The 21016-nt window shown below is 65.0% G+C and carries 20 protein-coding genes; 12 read left to right on the top strand and 8 right to left on the bottom strand.

Annotated features, from left to right (window positions below; all coding sequences use genetic code 11):
• Window positions 1-18 precede the first annotated feature (18 nt).
• From MUU55_RS16675 to argE, 8 genes are read left to right on the top strand one after another with little or no spacing between them, the layout of a single operon-like run.
• A complete protein-coding gene (locus tag MUU55_RS16675; protein WP_244761872.1) occupies window positions 19-2100 on the top strand; it encodes an oxidoreductase in 2082 nt (693 codons plus the stop codon).
• Window positions 2101-2110: 10 nt separating this feature from the next.
• Window positions 2111-3184: an ABC transporter ATP-binding protein gene (locus MUU55_RS16670; protein ID WP_280518990.1), complete on the top strand. Its 1074-nt coding sequence runs from the start codon at window positions 2111-2113 to the stop codon at window positions 3182-3184.
• A complete protein-coding gene (locus MUU55_RS16665; protein ID WP_244761871.1) occupies window positions 3181-4110 on the top strand; it encodes an ABC transporter permease in 930 nt (309 codons plus the stop codon). Before MUU55_RS16670 ends, MUU55_RS16665 begins: the two co-directional genes overlap by 4 nt.
• Entirely contained in the window at window positions 4107-4916 is an 810-nt protein-coding gene (locus tag MUU55_RS16660) for an ABC transporter permease (RefSeq protein ID WP_244761870.1), read from the top strand. Before MUU55_RS16665 ends, MUU55_RS16660 begins: the two co-directional genes overlap by 4 nt.
• A gap of 35 nt (window positions 4917-4951) precedes the next feature.
• Entirely contained in the window at window positions 4952-5968 is a 1017-nt protein-coding gene (locus MUU55_RS16655) for an extracellular solute-binding protein (RefSeq protein ID WP_244761869.1), read from the top strand.
• A 58-nt stretch (window positions 5969-6026) separates the two neighbouring features.
• Entirely contained in the window at window positions 6027-6449 is a 423-nt protein-coding gene (locus tag MUU55_RS16650) for a RidA family protein (RefSeq protein ID WP_050743390.1), read from the top strand.
• 10 nt (window positions 6450-6459) lie between these two features.
• A complete protein-coding gene (locus MUU55_RS16645) occupies window positions 6460-7137 on the top strand; it encodes a DUF1028 domain-containing protein (RefSeq protein WP_244761868.1) in 678 nt (225 codons plus the stop codon).
• A gap of 49 nt (window positions 7138-7186) precedes the next feature.
• Window positions 7187-8341 carry an acetylornithine deacetylase gene (argE, locus tag MUU55_RS16640; protein WP_244761867.1) on the top strand — a complete coding sequence of 385 codons (1155 nt, stop codon included), beginning with the start codon at window positions 7187-7189 and terminating at the stop codon, window positions 8339-8341.
• Here the strand turns inward: argE and MUU55_RS16635 are convergent.
• From MUU55_RS16635 to MUU55_RS16600, 8 genes are all read right to left on the bottom strand, one after another.
• On the bottom strand, window positions 8338-10014 hold the full coding sequence (locus tag MUU55_RS16635; RefSeq protein ID WP_244761866.1) for an ABC transporter ATP-binding protein: 1677 nt from the start codon (window positions 10012-10014) through the stop codon (window positions 8338-8340). The two genes, argE and MUU55_RS16635, sit on opposite strands and share 4 nt — an antisense overlap.
• Window positions 10011-10955, bottom strand: a complete 945-nt coding sequence (locus tag MUU55_RS16630; protein WP_244761865.1) for an acetamidase/formamidase family protein — start codon at window positions 10953-10955, stop codon at window positions 10011-10013. Before MUU55_RS16630 ends, MUU55_RS16635 begins: the two co-directional genes overlap by 4 nt.
• Before the next feature lie 68 nt (window positions 10956-11023).
• Window positions 11024-12640, bottom strand: coding sequence for an ABC transporter substrate-binding protein (locus MUU55_RS16625; RefSeq protein ID WP_244761864.1), 1617 nt, complete (start codon window positions 12638-12640; stop codon window positions 11024-11026).
• 21 nt (window positions 12641-12661) lie between these two features.
• A complete protein-coding gene (locus tag MUU55_RS16620) occupies window positions 12662-13582 on the bottom strand; it encodes an ABC transporter permease (protein ID WP_244761863.1) in 921 nt (306 codons plus the stop codon).
• Window positions 13582-14430: an ABC transporter permease gene (locus MUU55_RS16615; RefSeq protein WP_244761862.1), complete on the bottom strand. Its 849-nt coding sequence runs from the start codon at window positions 14428-14430 to the stop codon at window positions 13582-13584. The genes MUU55_RS16620 and MUU55_RS16615 overlap by 1 nt, the downstream gene beginning before the upstream one ends.
• Window positions 14430-15014 (bottom strand): ANTAR domain-containing response regulator, encoded by a 585-nt coding sequence (locus tag MUU55_RS16610; RefSeq protein WP_244761861.1) that lies wholly within the window; start codon window positions 15012-15014, stop codon window positions 14430-14432. Before MUU55_RS16610 ends, MUU55_RS16615 begins: the two co-directional genes overlap by 1 nt.
• The gene (locus MUU55_RS16605; RefSeq protein WP_280519009.1) at window positions 15011-16147 is read right to left on the bottom strand and encodes a transporter substrate-binding protein; all 1137 of its coding nucleotides are present in this window, start codon (window positions 16145-16147) and stop codon (window positions 15011-15013) included. Before MUU55_RS16605 ends, MUU55_RS16610 begins: the two co-directional genes overlap by 4 nt.
• Window positions 16148-16322: 175 nt before the next feature.
• A complete protein-coding gene (locus tag MUU55_RS16600; protein ID WP_244761859.1) occupies window positions 16323-16727 on the bottom strand; it encodes a MerR family transcriptional regulator in 405 nt (134 codons plus the stop codon).
• A gap of 51 nt (window positions 16728-16778) precedes the next feature.
• Here MUU55_RS16600 and MUU55_RS16595 point away from each other — a divergent pair, with 51 nt between their 5' ends.
• The 4 genes from MUU55_RS16595 to MUU55_RS16580 all read left to right on the top strand — a co-directional run bounded on the left by MUU55_RS16595 (window position 16779) and on the right by MUU55_RS16580 (window position 21011).
• Complete coding sequence (locus MUU55_RS16595; RefSeq protein WP_244761858.1) at window positions 16779-17558, top strand: glutaredoxin family protein; 780 nt, start codon at window positions 16779-16781, stop codon at window positions 17556-17558.
• Between the two features lie 164 nt (window positions 17559-17722).
• Window positions 17723-18799 (top strand): hypothetical protein, encoded by a 1077-nt coding sequence (locus MUU55_RS16590; RefSeq protein ID WP_244761857.1) that lies wholly within the window; start codon window positions 17723-17725, stop codon window positions 18797-18799.
• Between the two features lie 7 nt (window positions 18800-18806).
• Window positions 18807-20738, top strand: coding sequence for an asparagine synthase (glutamine-hydrolyzing) (gene asnB, locus MUU55_RS16585; protein WP_244761856.1), 1932 nt, complete (start codon window positions 18807-18809; stop codon window positions 20736-20738).
• An 18-nt stretch (window positions 20739-20756) separates the two neighbouring features.
• Entirely contained in the window at window positions 20757-21011 is a 255-nt protein-coding gene (locus MUU55_RS16580; RefSeq protein WP_244761855.1) for an acyl carrier protein, read from the top strand.
• Window positions 21012-21016 lie beyond the last annotated feature (5 nt).

Genomic DNA, 21016 nt, shown 5'->3' with positions numbered 1-21016 from the left:
GAAACTCCGAGGACTGCCATGCGCGACGCCAAATACGATATCCTGTTCGAACCTCTCGCGATCGGCCCGCACATCGCGAAAAACCGGTTCTATCAGGTGCCGCATTGCAACGGCGGCGGTTACCGCGATCCTTCGGCGGCCGCGGCCATGCGCGGCATCAAGTCGGAAGGCGGCTGGGGCGTCATCTTCACCGAGCAGACGGAGATGCACCACACCTCGGAAATCACGCCGTTCATCGAGCTGCGCCTGTGGGAGGACAAGGACATTCCCGGCCTTCGCCGCATGTCCGATGCCATGAAGGTGCACGGCGCGCTCGCCGGCATCCAGCTCGCCTATTCCGGCATCAACGGCCCGAATTTCTATACGAAGGAAGTGCCGCTCGCCCCGTCGGCCCTGCCGATCCGCACCTTCACCAACGACCCGGTGCAGGCCCGCGCGCTCGACAAGGCCGAGATCAAGGACCTGCGCCGCTGGTTCGTCAATGCCGCCAAGCGCTCCAAGATCGCCGGCTTCGACCTGATCTGTCTTTACGGCGCTCACGGGTTCGGGATCTTCCAGCACTTCCTGTCGCGCGCCACCAACCAGCGTACCGACGAATATGGCGGGAGCCTCGAAAACCGCTCGCGTTTCGCCCGCGAGGTGATCGCCGATATCCGCGACGCAGTCGGCGACACGACCGCGATCACGCTCCGTGTCAGCCTCGACGAGACGATCGGCGAACTCGGCTTCTCCAATGCCGAAGTGCGCGAATTCGTCGAGATGAACGCCGACCTGCCCGATCTCTGGGACCTCGCGCACGGCGCCTGGGAAGACTGTTCCGGCCCCTCGCGCTTCAAGGAGGAGGGCGCACAGGAACTGCTGGTCAGGGGCATCCGCGAACTCTCCTCGAAGCCCGTCGTCGGCGTCGGCCGCTTCACCTCGCCGGATGTCATGGCGCGCATGATCCGCCAGGGCGTGCTCGATTTCATCGGCTGCGCCCGCCCGTCGATCGCCGATCCCTTCCTGCCGAAGAAGATCGAGGAAGGCCGCATCGAGGACATCCGCGAATGCATCGGCTGCAACATGTGCATCACCGGCGACATGACCATGTCGATCAGCCGCTGCACGCAGAACCCGACCTTCATGGAGGAATGGCGCAAGGGCTGGCACCCGGAACGCATGAACGAGAAGGGCGACAGCCAGACCGTGCTCGTCGTCGGCGCCGGCCCGGCCGGTCTCGAAGCCACCCGTGCGCTTTCGATGCGCGGTTATGACGTGACGCTGGCGGAAGCCACGACCACGCTTGGCGGCCGCGTCGCCCGCGAGCGCTTGCTCCCCGGCCTCTCCGCCTGGGGCCGCGTCGTCGACTACCGCCAGTACCAGATTTCCCAGCGCACCAATGTCGAGACCTATTTCGACAGCCGCCTGACGGCCGACGACGTGCTCGGCTTCGGCTTCGAGCATGTCGCCATCGCCACGGGCTCGCACTGGCGCCGCGACGGTGTGGCCCGCCAGCATGTCGTGCCAATGTCGATCGATCCCGGCATGACCGTATGGACCCCCGATGACGTCATGGGCAAGGTGCACCCGGAAAACCTCGCCGGCAAGACCGTCGTGGTCTATGACGACGACCACTATTACATGGGCGGCGTCATGGCCGAGGTGATGGCCAAGGCCGGCGCCAGGGTCATCCTCGTCACGCCTTCGGCCTATGTCTCCGACTGGACGCGCAACACGCTGGAACAGGGCGCGATCCATGTGCGCCTCGACGATCTCGGCGTCGATATCCGCCTCAACCGCGGCGTCACCGCCATCCGCGCCGGCGAGGTCGAGACGAACTGCACCTATACCGGCCGCAAGACCGCCATCGGCTGCGACGCCGTCGTCATGGTCGCCTCGCGCCTTTCGGATGATGCGCTCTACAACGACCTGATCGCCCGCAAGGACGATTGGGCCGACGCCGGCATCAAGACGGTGAAGATCATCGGCGATGCCGCGGCACCCGCCCCCATCGCCTGGGCGACCTATGCCGGCCATCGCTATGCGCGGGAACTGGACACGCCCGATATCGGCGATGCCCTGCCCTTCCGCCGCGAAGTCACCCAGCTCGAGCCGGCGTGAGGATTACAGCATGACCCAAGCCAAGGCCATCGAAGTCCAGTCCGTCTCCAAGCACTTCGGGGCCTATCAGGCGCTGAAATCGGTCAGCTTCCATATCGGCAGCAACGAGTTCTTCACGATGCTCGGCCCGTCCGGCTGCGGCAAGACCACGCTTCTGCGCATGCTCGCCGGCTTCGAAAGCCCGGATACGGGTTCGATCCTGCTCAATGGCCAAGAGGTCGTCTCGATCCCGCCGCACAAGCGCCGCGTCAACACGGTCTTCCAGAGCTACGCGCTCTTCCCGCATATGACGCTGGAACAGAACGTCGCCTACGGCCTGGAAAATCTCGGCTGGGAGAAGGGCCGCATCAAGGCCCGTGTCGGCGAGATGTTGGAGCGCGTCCACATGTCGGCGATGGCCAGGCGCAAGCCCGCCCAGCTTTCCGGCGGCCAGCGCCAGCGTATCGCGCTTGCCCGCGCGCTCGCCCCCGAACCGGAAGTGCTGCTGCTCGACGAGCCGCTGTCCGCCCTCGACCTGAAGCTGCGCCAGGCGATGCGCGACGAACTGCGTACCCTGCAGCGGGACACCGGCATCACCTTCGTCTTCGTCACGCACGACCAGGAAGAGGCGCTCGACATGTCCGACCGCATCGCCGTGCTCGGCGGTGGCGAGGTGCAGCAGATCGGCACGCCGACGGAAATCTACGAGGAGCCGGTCAACCGCTTCGTCGCCGATTTCGTCGGTGAGACGAATTTTTTGGATATCGAAGTGCTCGAAACGCTTGGGGGGCAGGCGACGATCCGCACACCCTTCGGCCTCGATATCACGGTACCGGCAACCGGCAGCGCCGCGAAGGGGCGCGCGACCCTTTCCGTGCGGCCGGAAAAGATCAATCTCGGCAACCAGGCGCAAGGCATCACCTTCGAGGGTCGCGTCACCAACAAGAACTATATGGGCGGCTACACCCACTACACGCTCGACGTCGCAGGCACGGAGCTGCGCGCCTCGCGCCGCAACGCCTCGCGCGAGGGCGACACGATCCCGCTCGGCGCGACGGTTCCGGTTGGCTTCGTCGCGGGCTCCGCACGGGTGCTGGCGGCATGACGGACAGCGCCCTCCACGCCCCCGCCGGACTGGAGCGCGCGCCGCGCGCCCGGTTCTGGCACGACCTTTCCTTCTGGGGCCTGTTGCCGTCGCGGCTGCTGATGGGCTTCGCGCTGATCCTGCCGATCTTCATCATCGCCGCCGTCTCGGTCGCGACCCGCGGCGCCTATGGCGGCTTCACCTGGGATTTCAACCTCGCCGGCTATAGCCAGATCCTGTTCAACGAAGGCTGGACCGGGGAACTGGAATTCACCCCGCAATATCTGCTGATCATCGGCCGCACCTTCCTTCTGGCCGGCGCCACGACGCTGATCTGCCTCCTCTTCGCCGTGCCCGTCGCCTATTTCATCTCGCGCCAGCCGGCGAGCCGCAAGGCTGTTCTCGTCTATCTCGTCACCCTGCCCTTCTGGGTCTCGATGATTCTGCGCGTCTATGCCTGGATGATCATCCTCGGCAAGGACGGCACCCTGCCCAGCCTGCTCGAACAGCTCGGTTTTCCCGCCGGCATGAGCTTCATGTTCAACGACGGTGCGACGCTGACGGCCATGGTCTATACCGCCATGCCGCTGATGGTGCTGCCGGTCTTCGCCTCCATCGAAAAGCTCGACGGCACGCTGATCGAGGCTTCGCACGATCTCTACGGCGACCGCTGGGTGACGCTGCGCCGGGTCATCCTGCCCTTGACCGCCCCCGGTCTCGTCGCCGGCGCCATCCTCGTCTTCGTACCGGCGCTGGGCGCCGTGCTCGAACCGACGCTGATGGGCGGCGGCAAGCAGATGATGATGGGCTCGCTGATCCAGCTGCAATTCGGCGGCGGCCGCAACTGGCCTTTCGGCGCCGCCATCGCCATGACGCTCATGGCCCTCGTCATGCTCTTCCTGATCGCCACGGCACTGCGCGCCGCGCGCCGGGAGGTCCGGCCATGAGCATCCGTCACGACGTCAAGCGCTATCCCGGCCTCGGCCCCCTCACGATCTTCTTCTTCCTCTATCTCTACGTGCCGCTCGCCGTCATCGTCGTCTATTCCTTCAACGCCAATCGCGTTGCCGGCGTGTGGACGGGCTTTTCGCTTAAATGGTACGGTTCGGCGCTGAACAATGCCGCGCTGATGAGCGCGCTGGAAACCTCGCTGACCATCGCCGCCGTGGCGACCGTCGTCTCCACCCTCATTGCGCTCTCGGCGGCCCTCGCCATCATCAGGGGCAAGAACGTCCGTTTCCGCAAGCTCTCCGAAACGGTGGTCAACCTGCCGCTGCTCCTGCCGGAAATCGTGCTGGCTGTCGCGACCCTCATCCTGTTCTCATTGCTCGACATCCAGAACGGTCTTGTCCGGCTCATCGTCGCCCATTCCGCCTTCTGCACGCCCTTCGCCTTCCTGCCGATCCGCGCACGCCTGCAGGGCATGTCGCTCGACCTGGAAGAGGCGAGCGCCGACCTCTATGCCAACAGCTGGACGACCTTCCGCCGTGTGACGCTGCCGCTGATTTTCCCGGGCGTGTTCTCCGGCGCGATGCTCGCCTTCCTCATTTCGATGGACGATTTCATCACGTCAAACCTGCTCGCCACCGGCGGTTCGACGACGCTGCCTGTCTATATCTTCTCGCTGATCCGCGCCGGCACCTCGCCGGAACTGAACGCCATCGCGACGCTGCTGATCCTCGCCTCGCTCGTCCTCGCCACCGCAGCGCTTCTGGTTGCCGCACGGGGTACACGCGACAATCCCGAACACTAACCTGGCCGAACCATAACCAAAGAGAGGAACATAAAATGAAAAAATACTTTGCAGCCACAGCCCTCGCCCTCTGCTTCGCCACCAGCGCGCAAGCTGCCGGCGAGTTGAACATCTACGCCTGGGCCGAATCCATCTCGCCTGCACTCATCGAAAAGTTCTCCAAGGAGAACGACGTGAAGGTGAATGTCGACAGCTTCACCTCCAACGAGGACCTGCTGACCAAGCTGCAAGCCGGCTCCTCCGGCTACGATATCGCCACCCCCTCGCAGCACTTCCTGCGCGTGATGATCGACCAGGGCATCATCGAGAATTTCGGGGCCAGCAAGCTGAAGGCCTATGAGAATATCGAGGAGAAGTGGCGTAACCAGTGGTGGGACGAGACGCAGGATTATTCCATCCCGCTCGCCTATGGCACCGCCGGCTTCGTGGTGAATACCGACCAGTACAAGGGTGCGACTGACAGCTTCAAATACTTCTTCGAGCCGGAAGGCGAGCTGAAGGGCAAGATCGCGCTGCTCTCCTATCCCGACGAAGTGATCGGCGCTGCCCAACTCTATCTCGGCGTGCCCTTCTGCTCGGAAGACCAGGCGGAAATGAAGAAGGTGCTCGATCTGCTGATGGCCCAGAAGCCGTCGGTTGCCGTCTATTCCTCCGACAATATCGCAAGCCGCCTCGCCTCCGGCGAAGTCTCCGCGCATTTCTGGTGGGACGGTGACTCGCTGCGCGCCCGCAAGACCGGCTCGCCGGTTAAGCTCGCCATGACCAAGGAAGGCCTCGTCGGCTGGATGGACAGCTACGTCATCCCGAAGGGCGCACCGAACCACGACAATGCGGTGAAGTTCATCGAGTTCATGTCGACGCTGGAAAACGCCACGGAGCAGATGAACTTCTATTCGCACTCCTCGCCGATGAAGGTCATCGAGGACAAGGTGGAGAACACGAAGGAGACGGCACCGGAGCTCTATCCCGACGTGCCGATCACCTTCTCGCGCACCTGCTCGGCCGCCGCGCAGGATCTCGTGACCCGCGTCTGGACGCAGCTCCTCCAGTAATCCCGCCCCTGCGCCGCGGGAAACCGCGGCGCCAACCATCGCCATCAAGGAGACCAACATGCCCGTGCACACCCGTATCCGCCCCTTCAACACGAAGGAAACCTATCCCGAGCAAAAGCTGAATAACGACCTCTGCCAGGCGGTGGTGGCGCGGGGGGCTACGGTGTTCGTGCGCGGGCAGATCGCGCAGGACCTCGACACGCGCGAAAGCCTGCATATCGGCGATGCCGGCGCACAGGCCCGCAAGGCTATGGAAAACATCAAGATGCTGCTGGAGGAGGCCGGCTCCGACCTCAGCCATATCTGCCGCGTCGTCGTCTATCTCATCGACATCCGCTACCGCGAGGCCGTCTATACCGAAATGGGCAAGTATCTCCAGGGCGTCTTCCCGGTCTCGACCGGTCTTGTCGTCTCCGCGCTTGCCCGCCCGGAATGGCTGGTGGAGATCGAGGCGACCGCTGTCATCCCCGACGAAGCCTGAGGAGAGCGGCATGACCTTCTCGATCTCCGGACGCTGCGAGAGGACCGGCATGTTCGGCATCGCCGTCTCCTCGTCCTCGCCGAGTGTCGCGGCGCGTTGCGCCCATGTGCGCGCCGGCGTCGGTGCGGTCTCGACCCAGAATGTTACCGATCCACGTCTTGGCCCGAAAGGGCTGGACCTGATGGCAACAGGCCTTTCCGCCGAGGCGGCGTTGGCCCGTCTCGTCGCCGAGGCCCCGAATATCGAATACCGCCAGCTGGCGCTCGTCGATGCGGCAGGTGGGACGGCAAGCTATTCCGGCGCAAAGACCCTCGGCACCCACGCGACGGCGCGCGGCAACAATGTCGTTGCGGCCGGCAACATGCTAACGACGACAGACATCCCGCAAAAGATGGTGGATACCTTCGAGGCCGCGAAAGACCAGCATCTCGGCGACCGGCTGATATCAGCCATGCGCGCGGCGATCGCGGCGGGCGGCGAGGAAGGCCCTGTCCATTCCATGGGCCTTGTCATGGTCGACAAGGTCTCGTGGAATGTCGCGGACCTGCGCGTCGACTGGACCGAGGGCGACCCTATCGAGGAATGCGCAGCACTCTGGGAGCGCTGGCGCGGCGAGATGGACGCCTATGTCACCCGCGCGCTCAACCCTTCGGGCGCGCCGAGCTACGGCGTGCCGGGCGATCTCTGATCGATGGAGGGGCGATCCTGCCCCTCGCCATTTTACGACGGATGGGCGCATGATCCCCTCGACCCCGGAAATCCTCGCCCGCCTCGTCGCCGAGCCGACGCTCTCGCGGACCTCCAATCTCGCGCTGCTCGACTATGTAGAAGGCCTGTTGCGTGCCGCTGGTGCGCGCATCGAGCGCTTTGTCCATCCCGACGGCAGCAGGGCCAATCTCTTCGCGACCATCGGTCCGGATGGGCCCGACGGCGTCGTGCTCTCAGGCCATACCGATGTCGTGCCGGTCGAGGGGCAGGCCTGGACGGGCGATCCCTTCACGCTGATCGAGCGGGACGGCCGCTACTACGGTCGCGGCACGGCGGATATGAAGGGCTTCGTCGCCTCGGCGCTCCGCGCCATGTTGCTCGCCGCCGAGCGTCCGCTGAAGCGCCCGCTGCATCTTGCGCTCTCCTATGATGAGGAGATCGGCTGCATCGGCGTGCGCGGCATGATCGAGGCGCTCGCGGCGCGATCCGACCGGCCGGCGCTCTGCATCGTCGGCGAGCCGACGGGCATGAAGATCGCGACGGGCCACAAGGGCAAGCTCGCCTTGCGCGCCTGCTGCCACGGGCAGGAAGGCCATTCGGCGCTCGCGCCGAATGCGCTGAACGCGCTCCATCTCGGCGCCGCCTTCATCAAGGCGCTTCAGGCACGGCAGGAGGCGCTGGCCAACCATGGCGCACGCGACGACGCTTACGACATTCCTTATTCCACCATCCATGCCGGCATGATCCAGGGCGGCACCGCCCTCAACATCGTACCGAACCGCTGCGAAATCGATTTCGAGATCCGCAACATCGCCGAGGACGACCCTAACGCCATCCTCGCCGGTATCGCGGCCGATGCAGAGACCATTGCAAAACCCCATCGCAACCGCTTTCCCATGGCCTGCATCGAGATCGCGTCCGTCTCGGGCTATCCCGGTCTCAATACCCGCGCGGATGCACCGGTCGTGACACTCCTCAAAAGGATTCTCGGCGACGACGGCACGCTCAAGGTCGCCTTCGGTACGGAAGGCGGGCTCTTCGATCAGGAATTGGGCATGTCCACCGCCATCTGCGGCCCCGGTTTCATGGACCAGGGGCACAAGCCGGACGAATTCGTCAGCGCGGAGCAGCTTGCGCGCTGCGATACGATGCTCGCCCGCCTCGTCGATGAACTGGAAGCCTAAGCGGTAACTGCCTCTCGGTAGTGCGTCGGATCGGGGATCGGCACGGCGGCCATCAGGTTGCGGGTGTAGTCGTCGGCCGGGTTCTCGAATACCTGCCGGCGCGTGTCCATCTCGACGATGCGACCGCCGCGCATGACCGCCACATGATGTGACATCTTCTCTATGACGGCCATGTCGTGGGAGATGAAGAGATAGGCAAGGCCCATCTGCTCCTGCAATTCCAGCATCAGGTCGAGTACGCGGGCACGCACGGAGACATCCAGCGCGGCCACGCTTTCGTCGGCGACGATCAGCTTCGGCTCCAGCGCCAAGGCGCGGGCGATACAGATGCGCTGCCGCTGGCCGCCGGAAAACTCGTGCGGATAGCGGCTGACCGCATCCCTGGGCATGCCGACGCGGGTCAGCAGCGCCGCTACCCGGTCCTGCCGTTCCGAGGCATTGCCGACATCGTGGATGACCAGCGGCTCGGCAATCGCCGCGCCCACCGTCATGCGCGGATCGAGCGAGGCGTAGGGGTCCTGGAAGATCATCTGGGCGATACGGCGCACGGGGCGCATCGCCGCCGGTTTCAGACCGGCCGTTTCCCGCCCGTCGATCTCGACGCTGCCTTCGAAGGGAATGAGGTTCAGCACCGCTTTGCCGGTAGTCGACTTGCCCGAGCCGCTTTCGCCGACGAGGCCGAGCGTTTCGCCCGCCTTTATGGAGAAGGAAATGCCGCTGACCGTCGCCGGCGCGATCTGTGACCGGTTGAACCAGCCTTTGCGTGCACCATAGGTAACGCTGAGATTCTTGACGACGAGCACCGACTTTTCGGCGGCGGGTGACGTGGCCTGCGTCAGGCGCGGCGGCGCGTCCGTACCCGCATGGGCGCCAAGCCGTGGTACGGCGGCCAGAAGCTGGCGCGTATAAGGCTCTGTCGGGCGGGCAAAAATATCGAGCGCATCGCCCTGCTCAACGATCTTGCCCTGCTGCATGATCGCCACCCGGTCGGCCATCTCCGCGACCACGCCCATATCATGGGTGATCATCAGGATGGAGGTGGAAAACTCGCGCCGCAGCTCCCGCATGAGCGTCAGGATCTGTGCCTGCACCGTGACATCGAGCGCCGTCGTCGGCTCGTCGGCGATCAACACCTTGGGGCGGCAGGAGAGCGCCATGGCGATCATCACGCGCTGGCGCATGCCACCCGACAATTCATGCGGAAATTGTTTCAGCCGGCGCGCCGCTTCGGTCATGTGCACGGCGTCGAGCATGGAGCGCGCGATCGTCTCCGCGCCGTCGGAAATATCCTCCCGGTGCTCGCGGATCGCCTCCACCATTTGGTCGCCGATGGTCATGACCGGGTTCAGCGAGGTCATCGGCTCCTGAAAGATCATCGCGATCTCGCCGCCGCGGATTTTCCGCAGCGCCCGATGCGGGATGCCGAGGATATTGCGATCCTCCAGCCGGATTTCACCCGAGGAGACCTTCAGCGACGCCTTCGGCAGCAGCCCCATGATGGCAAGCGAGGTCACGGATTTGCCCGACCCTGATTCCCCCGCAAGACAGAGCGTCTCGCCGGCGGCGAGATCGAAGCTCACCCCGTCGAGGATGCGTTTCAGCCCTTCGGGCGTACGCGCATCGACGGAGAGGTTGCGGACGGACAGAACCGGGGCGGCATTGCTGGAGTTCACGCGAAGACGATCCTCGGGAAGTAGAAGGAGACGACCCAGTTCGGCATGTCGACGATCTCGCTGATCCGGAGATCGCCGCAGACCGAGCAGAGCATATAGGCATCGACGGGGCTGTAGCCGTGTTCGGCGACGAGCAGGTCGATCATGCGCATCACCGCCTCGCGCGCACCCGTCATCAGGTCCGGGCCGATGCCGGTCGTCACCTCGTAGCCGGCGCCGTCAAGATGGCGCGTCACCGGCTCGGTCGTGGTGAAGCGCGGCGTCTGCAGATTGGCGCCCTTCACGAGGTCGAGGGTCAGCTCGACATTCATCTGGCTTTCGATCGCCGTGCCGCAGACCTCACCGTCACCCTGCGCGGCATGGGTATCGCCGACGGAAAACAGCGCGCCTTCCACCTCGACCGGCAGATAGAGTGTGACGCCGGCCGTCAGGTCGCGGATGTCCATATTGCCGCCGACGCGGCGCGGCGGGACGACGGAATGCAGGCCGGCTTCGGCCGGAGCCACACCGATTGTGCCGGTAAACGGCTTCAGCGGCACCCGGCCGCCGGGGCCGAAGGCCGAGGGCGCCATGGAGGCCGTGTCATAGGACCAGATATGCAGCGCCGGGTCCTTGAACTGGTCGGCGAGCAGGCCGAAGCCCGGAATATTGGCCGTCCAGCCGTGGCCGGAGGGATGGAACTTGCGGATCGTCACCTTCAGGGCGTCGCCGGGCTCCGCACCCTCGACATAAACAGGGCCGGAAACCGGGTTCACCTTGCCGAAATCGAGCGCCGCCAGCGTTTCCAGCGTCGCATCCCTGCCGAGCTGGCCGCCGGAGGAATCGAGGCATTCGAAGAGGATGGTCTCGCCGGGCTTGGCCGTCAGTGCCGGCGGAAAATCGCGGTTCCAGCCGAAATTATGCTGCGCGCGGTGGATGGTATAGGTGCAGGCGACGCACATGAAAGCCTCCCGTCATAGTGTTCTTGGAAAGCCCTCCCCACCGAGGCGGGGAGAGCGACATCAAAAGCTTAGGGCTTCACGAAGATCGCGTCGTAATTGATGACGCGCGTCGGATCGATGTAGATGTTGTCAGGCCCGCCCATGCGCAGCGACTTCGCCACGACACGGCGCTCGTTGATGACCGGGACCCAGGGCGCATCCGCCATGACATCCGTGAAGATCTTGCCCCAAGCCGCCTGGCGCTCCGCGGCCTTGGCCGGATCGGACATGGCATCGGCTTCGCCGGCGCGCTTGTCGATCGTCTCGTTGCAATACCACGGCCAGTTCCAGCCACCCGAGACCGCGCCCGAGCAACCGAGGATCGGGCCGTAGAAGTTGGACGGATCCGGGAAGTCGGCGATCCAGCCCATGCCGCCGGACCAGATCATCGGCGCTTCGCCTTCCGTGCCGCCGGCGGCGATCACGTTGCCCTGCGCCAGCGCGCGGACCTCGGCCTTGATGCCGATGGCAGCGAGATCCTGCTGGATCGCCTGGGCGATGCGCGGCTGCGGATCGGTGTTGGTGGAATAGAGCACCGTCTCGAAACCATCCGGATGGCCGGCCTCAGCGAGCAAGGCCTTGGCCTTCTCCACATCATAGGCATAGCCGGTGAAGGCCTTGTCGTAACCCGGCATCAGCGGCGGCAGGATCTGGTTTGCGGCGGTGGCGCGGCCGTTCAGGATGCGCGTGATACGCTCCTTGTTGATCGCCATGTTGACGGCCTGGCGCACCTTCACGTCGTCAAAGGGTTTTACCTTGGTGTTGAGCGTGATGTAGCCGGTGTGCAGCTGCTCGCCGTCGACGATCATCGCCGCACCCTCGGGCGAGTTCTTGATCTCCAGGAACTTTGCCGGCGGAATGCCGTCACCGGCAATATCGACCTCGCCCTTCTGCAGGCGCAGCAGCGCAACCAGCGGCTCCTGGCCGACCTCAACCGTCACCTTGTCGACATGCGGCACATCCTTGACGAAGTAATCGGGGTTGCGTTCGAAGACGAGCTTCTGGCCGATCGTCCAGTCCTTGAGGACAAGCGAGCCGGAGCCGACCGGCTTCTTGCCGAAATCACCCGCTGCGGCTTCGACAGCCTCCTTCGGCACGACCGAGGCGAAGTTGATCGCCATGACATGCAGGAAGGTCGCATCGGGGCGCGAAAGATGGAAGACGACAGTCTGGTCGTCGGGCGTCTCGATGCCGGAGAGCAGTTCCGACTTGCCGCCCGTCAGGTCGTCAAAGCCCTTGATGGCACCGAAGAAACCGGCACCGGGGCCCTGCGTCTTCGGGTTGACGGCACGTTCGATGGAATATTTCACGTCGCCGGCGACAATCTCGCGGCCGTTGGTGAACTTCACGCCCTTGCGCAGCTTGAACGTATAGGTGAGGCCATCGGGCGCGACCTCGAAACTTTCGGCGAGCGACGGTACGAGATTGGCGGTGCCCGGCTCGTAATCCATCAGGCGCGAGAACAGGCTCTTGATCATCGACCAGTTGACCCAGTCGTAACCGATATGCGGGTCGAGCGTGGTGATGTCGTCCTTGTAGGTCACGACGATCTCGCCACCCTGGGCGGGCGTTTCGGCATGGGCCAGCAGCGGAGACAAGGCGAGCACGGCCGCCGTCGTAGTGGTCAAAATCCAGCGATTGAACATTTTAAAGTTCCCCTTTTGGTTTCAATGCGAACGGATGCGTGGATCGATCATTGGCGCGATCAAATCGGCGACGAGATTGCCGACGATGATGGCGAAGGCGGAGGTGAGCGTGACGCCCATGATGATGGGAATGTCGACCTGCTGGATCGCCTGCCAGGCGAGCTGGCCGATGCCCGGCCAGCCATATACCGCCTCGACCACCACGACGCCGCCCATGAACTGGCCGATATCGATGCCGATCATCGCGACGATGGGCAGGATGGCATTGGGCAGCGCATGGCGCAGCACGACGCGGCGGCCGGAAAGACCCTTGGCGCGGGCGGTGCGGATGAAATCCTGGTTCAGCACATCGATCATCGCCGAGCGCGCCATGCGTGCATACCAGCCGGCGCCGAGAATGCCGAGCGTCATGGCCGGCAGCACGACATGGGCGGCCGTGCCGTAGCCGCTCATCGGGAACCAGCCGAGCGTGGCGGCAAAGACGTAGAGCAGCAGCAGCGCGACGACGAATTGCGGGGCGGAGACGCCGACGAAGGCGGAAGCCATGACGATACGGTCGATGGCGCCGCCGCGGTTCAGCGCCGCGACGATGCCGAAGGTGAGGCCGAGCAGCACCTCGACGAAGATGCCGGCCGCCATCAGCGTCAGCGTCGCCGGCAGGCGGGCGGCGATCAGCGTCGCCACCTCCGTCTTCTGGGCATAGGAGCGGCCGAGATCGCCCTGAACGAGATTGCCGAGATAGTGCAGGAACTGGCTGAGAAGCGGCTGGTCGAGGCCGAGTTCGCGGCGGATGTTCTCCACCGTCTGGGCCGTCGCGCTGCGGCCGGCGAGCATGCGCGCAGGGTCCGCCGGCAGTGCATAGAGCAGCACGAAGGTGATGGCGGCCACGCCGAGCAGGATCAGGCAGGATTGCACGAGACGTTTTGCAAGCAGCGTCGCCATCAGCCGCGCCCCCGCTGCGTCGGGTCGAGGATGTCGCGCAACGCGTCCCCCACCAGATTGAAGGCGAGCGCCGTCAAAAGGATCACCGCGCCGGGGAAAAAGACGAGCCAGGGAGCGGCCTGGAAATAGCTCTGGCTCTCGAAAATGATGTTGCCCCAGGAGGGCTGCGGCGGCTGCACGCCTATGCCGAGGAAGGAAAGCGTGGCCTCGAGCAGCACCGTCGTCGCGATGCCGAGCGTGCCCCAGACGATGGCCGTCGGCACGAGATGCGGCAGGACATGCAGCAGCACGATGCGGGCATTGCCCGCACCGAGCGCCCGTTCGGCCATGATGAAATCGCGCTCCACCAGCCCGCGCGTCTCCGTATAGACGATGCGCGCCACCTGCACCCAGTTGACCAGCGCGATCACCATGGCAACGATCCAGAGGCTGGGCTTCAGGATGGCGGCGAGCACAATGGCGAGCAGCAAGGCCGGAAAGGCCATCATCAGGTCGGTGAAGCGCATCAGGAGGCCGCCGACCCAGCCGCGCATGTAACCGGCAGTCACGCCGACGAAGAGGCCGATGGCAACCGCGATGCCGTTGGCGACAAGGCCGATGATCAGCGAGGTGCGCGCGCCATAGAGCAGGCGCGAGAGCAGATCGCGGCCGAGCGTATCCGTGCCGAGCGCGAACTGATCGCCGGGCGGCATCGGCGCACCCTCCAGCGTCAGGCCATCGAACATCTGGTTGTCGGGCTCATAGGGTGCAAGCCACGGTGCGGCGATGGCCGCAGAGACCACGGCGAGAACGATGACGAGACCGAAAACCGCGGCGGGCTGGCGGCACAATTCCTTCAGGACCCGCATCAACCGACCTCGCGCAAGGTTTCGGAACCGCCGAGGAAGAAGGCGGCAAGCTGTTCAATGGGCATGCGGCGGCGCATCGCGCAGTCGCGCAGGATGGCATAGGCCTTCTCGTCATCAATGTGCCGCTCGGCCTTGAGACGGACGATGGCGGCGAAGACGATGGGCCTGAGCTTCAACCGCTCTTCGAGATGGTCGATGCGGCGGCGGGCTTCAACCCGCTCGGCATGGATGGAGACGGCAAGCACCAGCGCCGGATAGACGGCGGAGGCTGCGACCGGCTTCGAGATGATCGCGCCGGCACCGTGCCGCAGCGCAAAGGAGATGCGGCCCGGCGCTTCCGACCCGAGCAGCGCCACCACCGGGCAGGCCGGCGCAGCATCGGAAAAGAGCAGAAGCTCGTCCCAGCCGCGATCGGCATCGATCAGCACCAGATCCGGCAGGTCGGCCGCCGCAAGCGGTGTCCACTGGATAGACACGGCTATGCCAAGCAGGCCGAGCTGGCGGCACAGGCGATCCGTGTTGCCATCCGCCTCGCTGAGGATGACGGCACGCCAGCCGGTGAAATTCGGGGTCCTCGTCGTCATGACACAACCCTCAGGCGCGGCGCCGGCTTGGTGGGCGCTCCCGTCAGATAGGGATCGGCGGCGAGTGCCGGGGCGGAGGCGATGACATCGAAACCGCGCCGGTCGTTGATGCGGCCGAGCAGGAAGGGCAGCGCGGCATGATTGGTCGCCGTATCCACCCGCATAGCGCCGAAAAGCGACGGCCAGTCGCGGGCGAGAACTTCTGCGCGCACGCGCTCTGGCGCGTCGGAACCGGCGGCCTCGATGGCGGCGATGCACAGGCTGACGGCCGTGTAGGCACTGGCGAAAAGGCTGGAGACGACACGCTCGCCGCCACTCCAGGCAGTCAGCCGCGCCTTGAAGGCCTTGTTGTCGGGCGTGTCGAGCGTATCGAAATAGGAGGCGGCGCAGAGCTGGCCGAGGGCGGCACCGTCCCTGATGTCGCCGAGTTCGCATTCCTGCAGGTCGCAGCTGGCGACCGGGCAGTTTTCCGGCAGGAAGGCCGGGTCGCGCTCACCCAGTTCGCGCATGGCAGCAAGGAAGGCGTAGCTCGACGGCCCCACGAGATTGTTCAGCACGAAACTCGGCCGCTTCTCGGCGATATCGGCGACGATGCGTTCGACGGCGGTTTCCTCAAGCGGCAGATAACGCTCGCCGAGCACCGTGCCGCCGGCATTGTGGATCAGTTCACGCGCCAGCCGGTTCATTTCCCAGCCCCAGACGTAGTTCGCACCGACGAGATAGGGCCGCGCGCCGTGGCGGGGCAGCAGATAGTCGAACAGCGGGATCAGGTGCTGGTTGGGGCAGCCGCCGATATAGATGACGTTCTCGTTCGCCTCGAAACCCTCATAGGGACACATGTACCAGAGCAGGCCATCATGTTTCTCGACGAGCGGAATGACTTCTTTCCGCGCCGACGACGTGATGGTGCCGACAATGTGTCGGCAGCCATGGTCTCGGATCAAGCTGCGCGCGCCCTCCAGATAGGCCGAGAGATCGGCACGCGGATCGAAGAAGACCGGCTCGATCTCGGACCCGCCGCGGGCGCGATAATCGTGAAAGGCGAATTCCGCGCCGGCATGCGCATCCCGCCCCATCGCCCCATAGGGTCCGGAGGTCGAATAGAGGATGCCGATCTTCACGCTTTCCTGCATCAGCCACCAAAACGAAAAGCCCACAGCGGGAAGCCCCGGAAACCGGGCCGCTGTGGGCGCTATTGCCCTTCGACAAACGAAGTCATGTGAGAATAACGGGAGAACCGATCCCGCTTATTGCAGAGGATTGAAATACGCTCGTTCGACCTTTGTCAAGGACCTCGGCCGGCAGGCCTCAGGCACCAAAGGATTTCAGGATCGGGCATGGCCCGGTCTTGCCGATGGCACATTCGGACACCAGCTTCTGCAGCGAGACCCGCGCATGCTGCAGCGCCTCCATGCGTGCATCGAGCTCGGCAAGGCGTCTGGACGCCATCTCGCGCGCCGCCGCGCGGTCCTCGCCGGAATCGAGAGCCAGAAGCTGGCGGATCTCCTCCAGCGTGAAACCGGCCGCCTGCGCATGGCGGATGAAGCGCAGCCGGCTGACGTCGCTTTCGCCGTAGTGGCGGATGCCGCCGACGCGCTTCGGCGTCGGAAGCAGGCCTCGACGCTGGTAGAAACGCACCGTCTCGACGCCGACATCGGCCGCCGCTGCAAATTTTCCGATCGTCAGGTCTTTTGGCTGTTGACTCCGTACCATGATACGGAACCTATAGTCCTGCCAACGATTTCACAATACAGGAGATGTGAGATGTTGGACAAAACCCAGGATGCCAAGAAGGCCGTTCTCTACCGCATGGTGATGGAGAGCCACACCTGCCCCTATGGCCTCAAGGCGAAGGATCTGCTCAAGCGCTCGGGCTATGTGGTGGAGGACCGCCACCTGACGACCCGTGAGGCGACCGACGCGTTCAAGGCAGAACATGGCGTCGCCACCACGCCGCAGGTCTTCATCGGCGGTGTCAGGGTCGGGGGCTATGACGACCTGCGCCGCTATCTCGGCAAACCCGTCGCCGATCCGAAGGCCACCACCTACCGGCCGGTCATCGTGCTCTTCGCCCTGACGGCGCTGACTGCGATGGCGGCAAGCTATGCCGTCAGCGGCTCGCCCTTCACGCTGCGCGCCGCCGAGTGGTTCATCGCCTTCTCGATGGTGGTGCTGGCGCTGCTCAAGCTGCAGAACGTGGAAAGCTTCGCCACCATGTTCCTCAACTACGACCTGCTCGCCAAGCGCTGGGTGCCCTACAGCTACATCTACCCCTATGCGGAAGGCTTGGCCGGCTTGCTGATGGTGGCGGGCGCGCTGAACTGGCTGTCCGTCCCCGTCGCCCTCTTCATCGGTACGATCGGCGCCGCCTCGGTGTTCAAGGCTGTCTATCTCGACAGACGCGAGCTGAAATGCGCCTGTGTCGGCGGCGCAAGCAACGTCCCGCTCGGCTTCATCTCGCTGACGGAGAACCTGATGATGATCGCCATGGCGCTCTGGATGGCGGCGGCCTCGCTGGGCTATATCGGCACCCACGCCATGTAAAACAGATCGGCGGCGCCCCAAGCGGCGCCGCTTTTCCATTCTTGACCCTTTCTTCATGCTCCTCACGTAAGGGAAACTGACGGCAATTCTTCGCCGGGAGCCGGAATGGGGCAGGTTCTGAGTGGGTCGCGATGTCGAGCGTACGTTCATTTGAGGCAAGGGATGTGGATGCGGTCGCCGACCTCTTCCAGCGATTGCTGCGCAAGAGCGGCCAGCCGGCGAACGACGACCTGAAGGCCTATATCCACACCCTCTTCCTTGACGGCGCCAACCGCGAAGCCGGGCTTTTCTCGCGCGTGCATGTGCGTGCAGACGACACCGTATCGGGCTTCCTCGGCGTGCTGCCTGTCGAGATGCATTTCGACGGACGCCGCCTGCTGGCCGCCAATTGCGGCACCTTCGCCTGCGACGACCGCGACAGCGACCCCTTTGCCGGCGCGCGCCTCTTGCGCGACGTGCTGTCGGGCCCGCAGGACCTTTCCTTCAGCGAAACGTCGAACGATGTCTCCACCGACATGTGGCGGACGATGCGGGCAGGCGTGCTGGCGCCTTACAGCCTGGAATGGCTGCGCATCCTCAGACCCGCCGCCTTCGCGCTGGAAGCAGCGTCGGCGAAAGTTTCGGCTGCGCGCCTGCTGTCGCCCGTCGCCAAACTTGGCGACGCCGTCCTGCGCCGGCGCGGCGGCAAGCAGAGCTGGTCGCACTATACGCCGTTTGCCGGCAAGGCCGACGCCCTCGAGGCGAAACCTGCCGACAACGCCGAGTTCGCCGCCCTCTGCGTTGATCTCGTCGCACGGTTTCCCCTGCGCCCTGCCTGGGACCGGCCGACGCTCGAGGGGATGCTGAAACACGCCGAACGCAAGGCACTGCATGGCGAGCGCATCCAGCACATCGTGCGCACCCGCTCCGGCAAGCCGGTCGGCCTCTATCTCTATTACGGCAATCCCGGCGGCATCGGCCGCGTCGTGCAGATCATGGCGGCGCCGGGGCACGAAGCGATCGTCATCGACTGCCTTGTTCGCAATGCCTATGACCGCGGCCTCGTCGCGGTCAGGGGCCGCACGCAGCCTGAGCTGTTGCAGGCGATGATCGGCAAGAAATGCGCCTTCCTGCACACGTCCTCGACCGTCGTGCACGCCCGCGACCCCGCCATTCTCGCAGCGCTGACGCATGGCCAGCCCTTCCTCAACGGCCTTGCCGGCGAGGGCTGGACGCGCCTCATCGGCGATCGTTTCGGGTAGGCCGGCCATGTGCGGGATCGCTGGATATCACGGAGGGAATTTTTCACCGGAACGGGCCGCGGACCTGCTCGGCCGCATGGTCGCAGCCCTGCGCCATCGCGGGCCGGATGCCGAGGGCATGCTTATCAGCGGCGATACCGGCCTGGCCCACACCCGCCTTTCCATCGTCGGCCTTGCCGACGGCGCCCAGCCGATGGCAACGGAGGACACGTCACTCGCCGTTTCCTTCAACGGCGAGATCTTCAACTATGTGGAACTGCGTGCAGACCTTGCGGCGCGCGGACACCGCTTCCGCACGACCTCCGATACCGAAGTGCTGCTCAAGGCCTACGAGGCGAGAGGCATCGACTGCCTGCAGGATTTCAACGGCGACTTCGCCTTTGCCCTGCACGATGCGCGCAACCGCACGCTGCTTCTGGCACGCGATCGCATGGGTGTCCGCCCCCTCTTCTATGCCGAACACGAGGGCGCACTGTTCTTCGCCTCGGAGATCAAGGCGCTGCTCGCGCTTCCCGGCATGACGGCGCAGATCGATCCGCTCGCGCTCGACCAGGTCTTCACGCTCTGGTGCCCCATCCCGCCCCGCACCGCCTACCGGGGCATCCACGAACTTCCGCCCGGCCACCTGATGCTCGTGAAAGACGGCGCGCGGACGATCCGGCCGTGGTGGCAGCTCTCCTTCCCCGATCGCGCCGACATGCCGCCGGCCGGCCGAAAAGGCGAGCAGGTCGAAGAACTGCGGGCGCTTCTCTCCGACGCCACCCGTATCCGCCTGCGCGCCGACGTGCCGGTCGGCGCCTATCTCTCCGGCGGACTCGATTCATCGCTGATCTCGGCGCTTGCCACGCGAACGGTCACCCATGGCCTGCGGACCTTCTCCCTGACCTTTCGCAGCGGGGAACATGATGAAAGCGACTGGCAGCGGCAGATGGCCGCGACGCTCGATGTCGCGGCCGACAGCGTGGAATGCACGACGGCGGCGATTGCGGCCGACCTGCCCGCGGCGATGCGGCATATCGAGTGCCCGATCCTGCGCACGGCACCCGTGCCGCTCCATATGCTCGCGGCCCGCGTGCGCGAGCGCGGCATGAAGGTCGTCCTCACCGGCGAGGGCGCGGACGAGATCTTTGCCGGCTACGATCTTTTCCGCGAGGCGCGCGTCCGGCGCTTCTGCGGCGGCCAGCCCGCCTCCACCCGCCGCCCCCGCCTCTTCCAGCGGCTTTATCCGTACCTGCCCGGCCTGCACCAGCAGACGCCGGAATATCTCGCGCGCTTCTTCGCCTTCGGCGCCGAGGCGCTCGACGATCCGCTCTATTCCCACCGCCCGCGCTTCCGCTCGACGGCCGCCGCCAAACTGTTCTTCTCCGCCGACCTGAAGGACACGCTCGGCGACTATGACGCCGCCGCCGACCTCGCCGCCCAGCTGCCGCGCGATTTCGCCCGGTGGCACCCGCTGCATCAGGCGCAATATCTCGAAACGGCTTTCCTGTTGCCCGGCTATATCCTTTCCAGCCAGGGGGACCGGGTAATGATGGCAAATGGCGTGGAGGGGCGCTTTCCCTTCCTCGACCATCGCGTCGTCGCCTTCGCCGCAAGGCTTCCGCCCGAGGCGAAGCTGCAGGGCCTGCGTGAAAAACACATTCTCAAGGAAGCCGCGCGCGGCCTCGTGCCCGAAGCGATCATCAACCGCCCGAAGCAGCCGTACCGCGCGCCCGACAGCGAAAGTTTCGCCGCGCCCGGCACGCCGGCCTATCTCGACGATGTGCTTTCGCCGGCCCGGCTTGCCGAAAGCGGCCTCTTCAATGGCCCGGCGGTCGGCAAGCTGAAGGACAAGGTCCTCAAGGGCCAGGCGAGCGGTTTTCGCGACAACGCCGCCTTCATCGGCATTCTTTCGACACAGCTTCTCGGCGCTGCCGCGCCATCGACACCTCGCGCATAAAGGATCGGGATCCCAGACATGTCCGACGAAAGCAGAACCGCCATCCGCGCCTTCATCGTGGAGAACTTCCTCTTCGGCGACGACAGCCAGCCGCTTGCAAACGACCTCTCGCTGATCGACAACGACCTCATCGATTCCACCGGCATCCTCGAACTGGTCGGCTTCCTGGAGGAACGCTTCGCCATCTCCATTGCTGACGCGGATATCGTGCCGGCCAATCTGGATACGATCGACCGGATTGCTGGCTTCATCGCCCGCAAACAGACTGCCTGACGGCA

This window comes from Shinella curvata, assembly GCF_022899935.1.
Lineage (GTDB): Bacteria > Pseudomonadota > Alphaproteobacteria > Rhizobiales > Rhizobiaceae > Shinella > Shinella curvata.
Note: the sequence above shows the minus strand (reverse complement) of the source record. Positions and strands in the feature narration are given on the sequence as shown.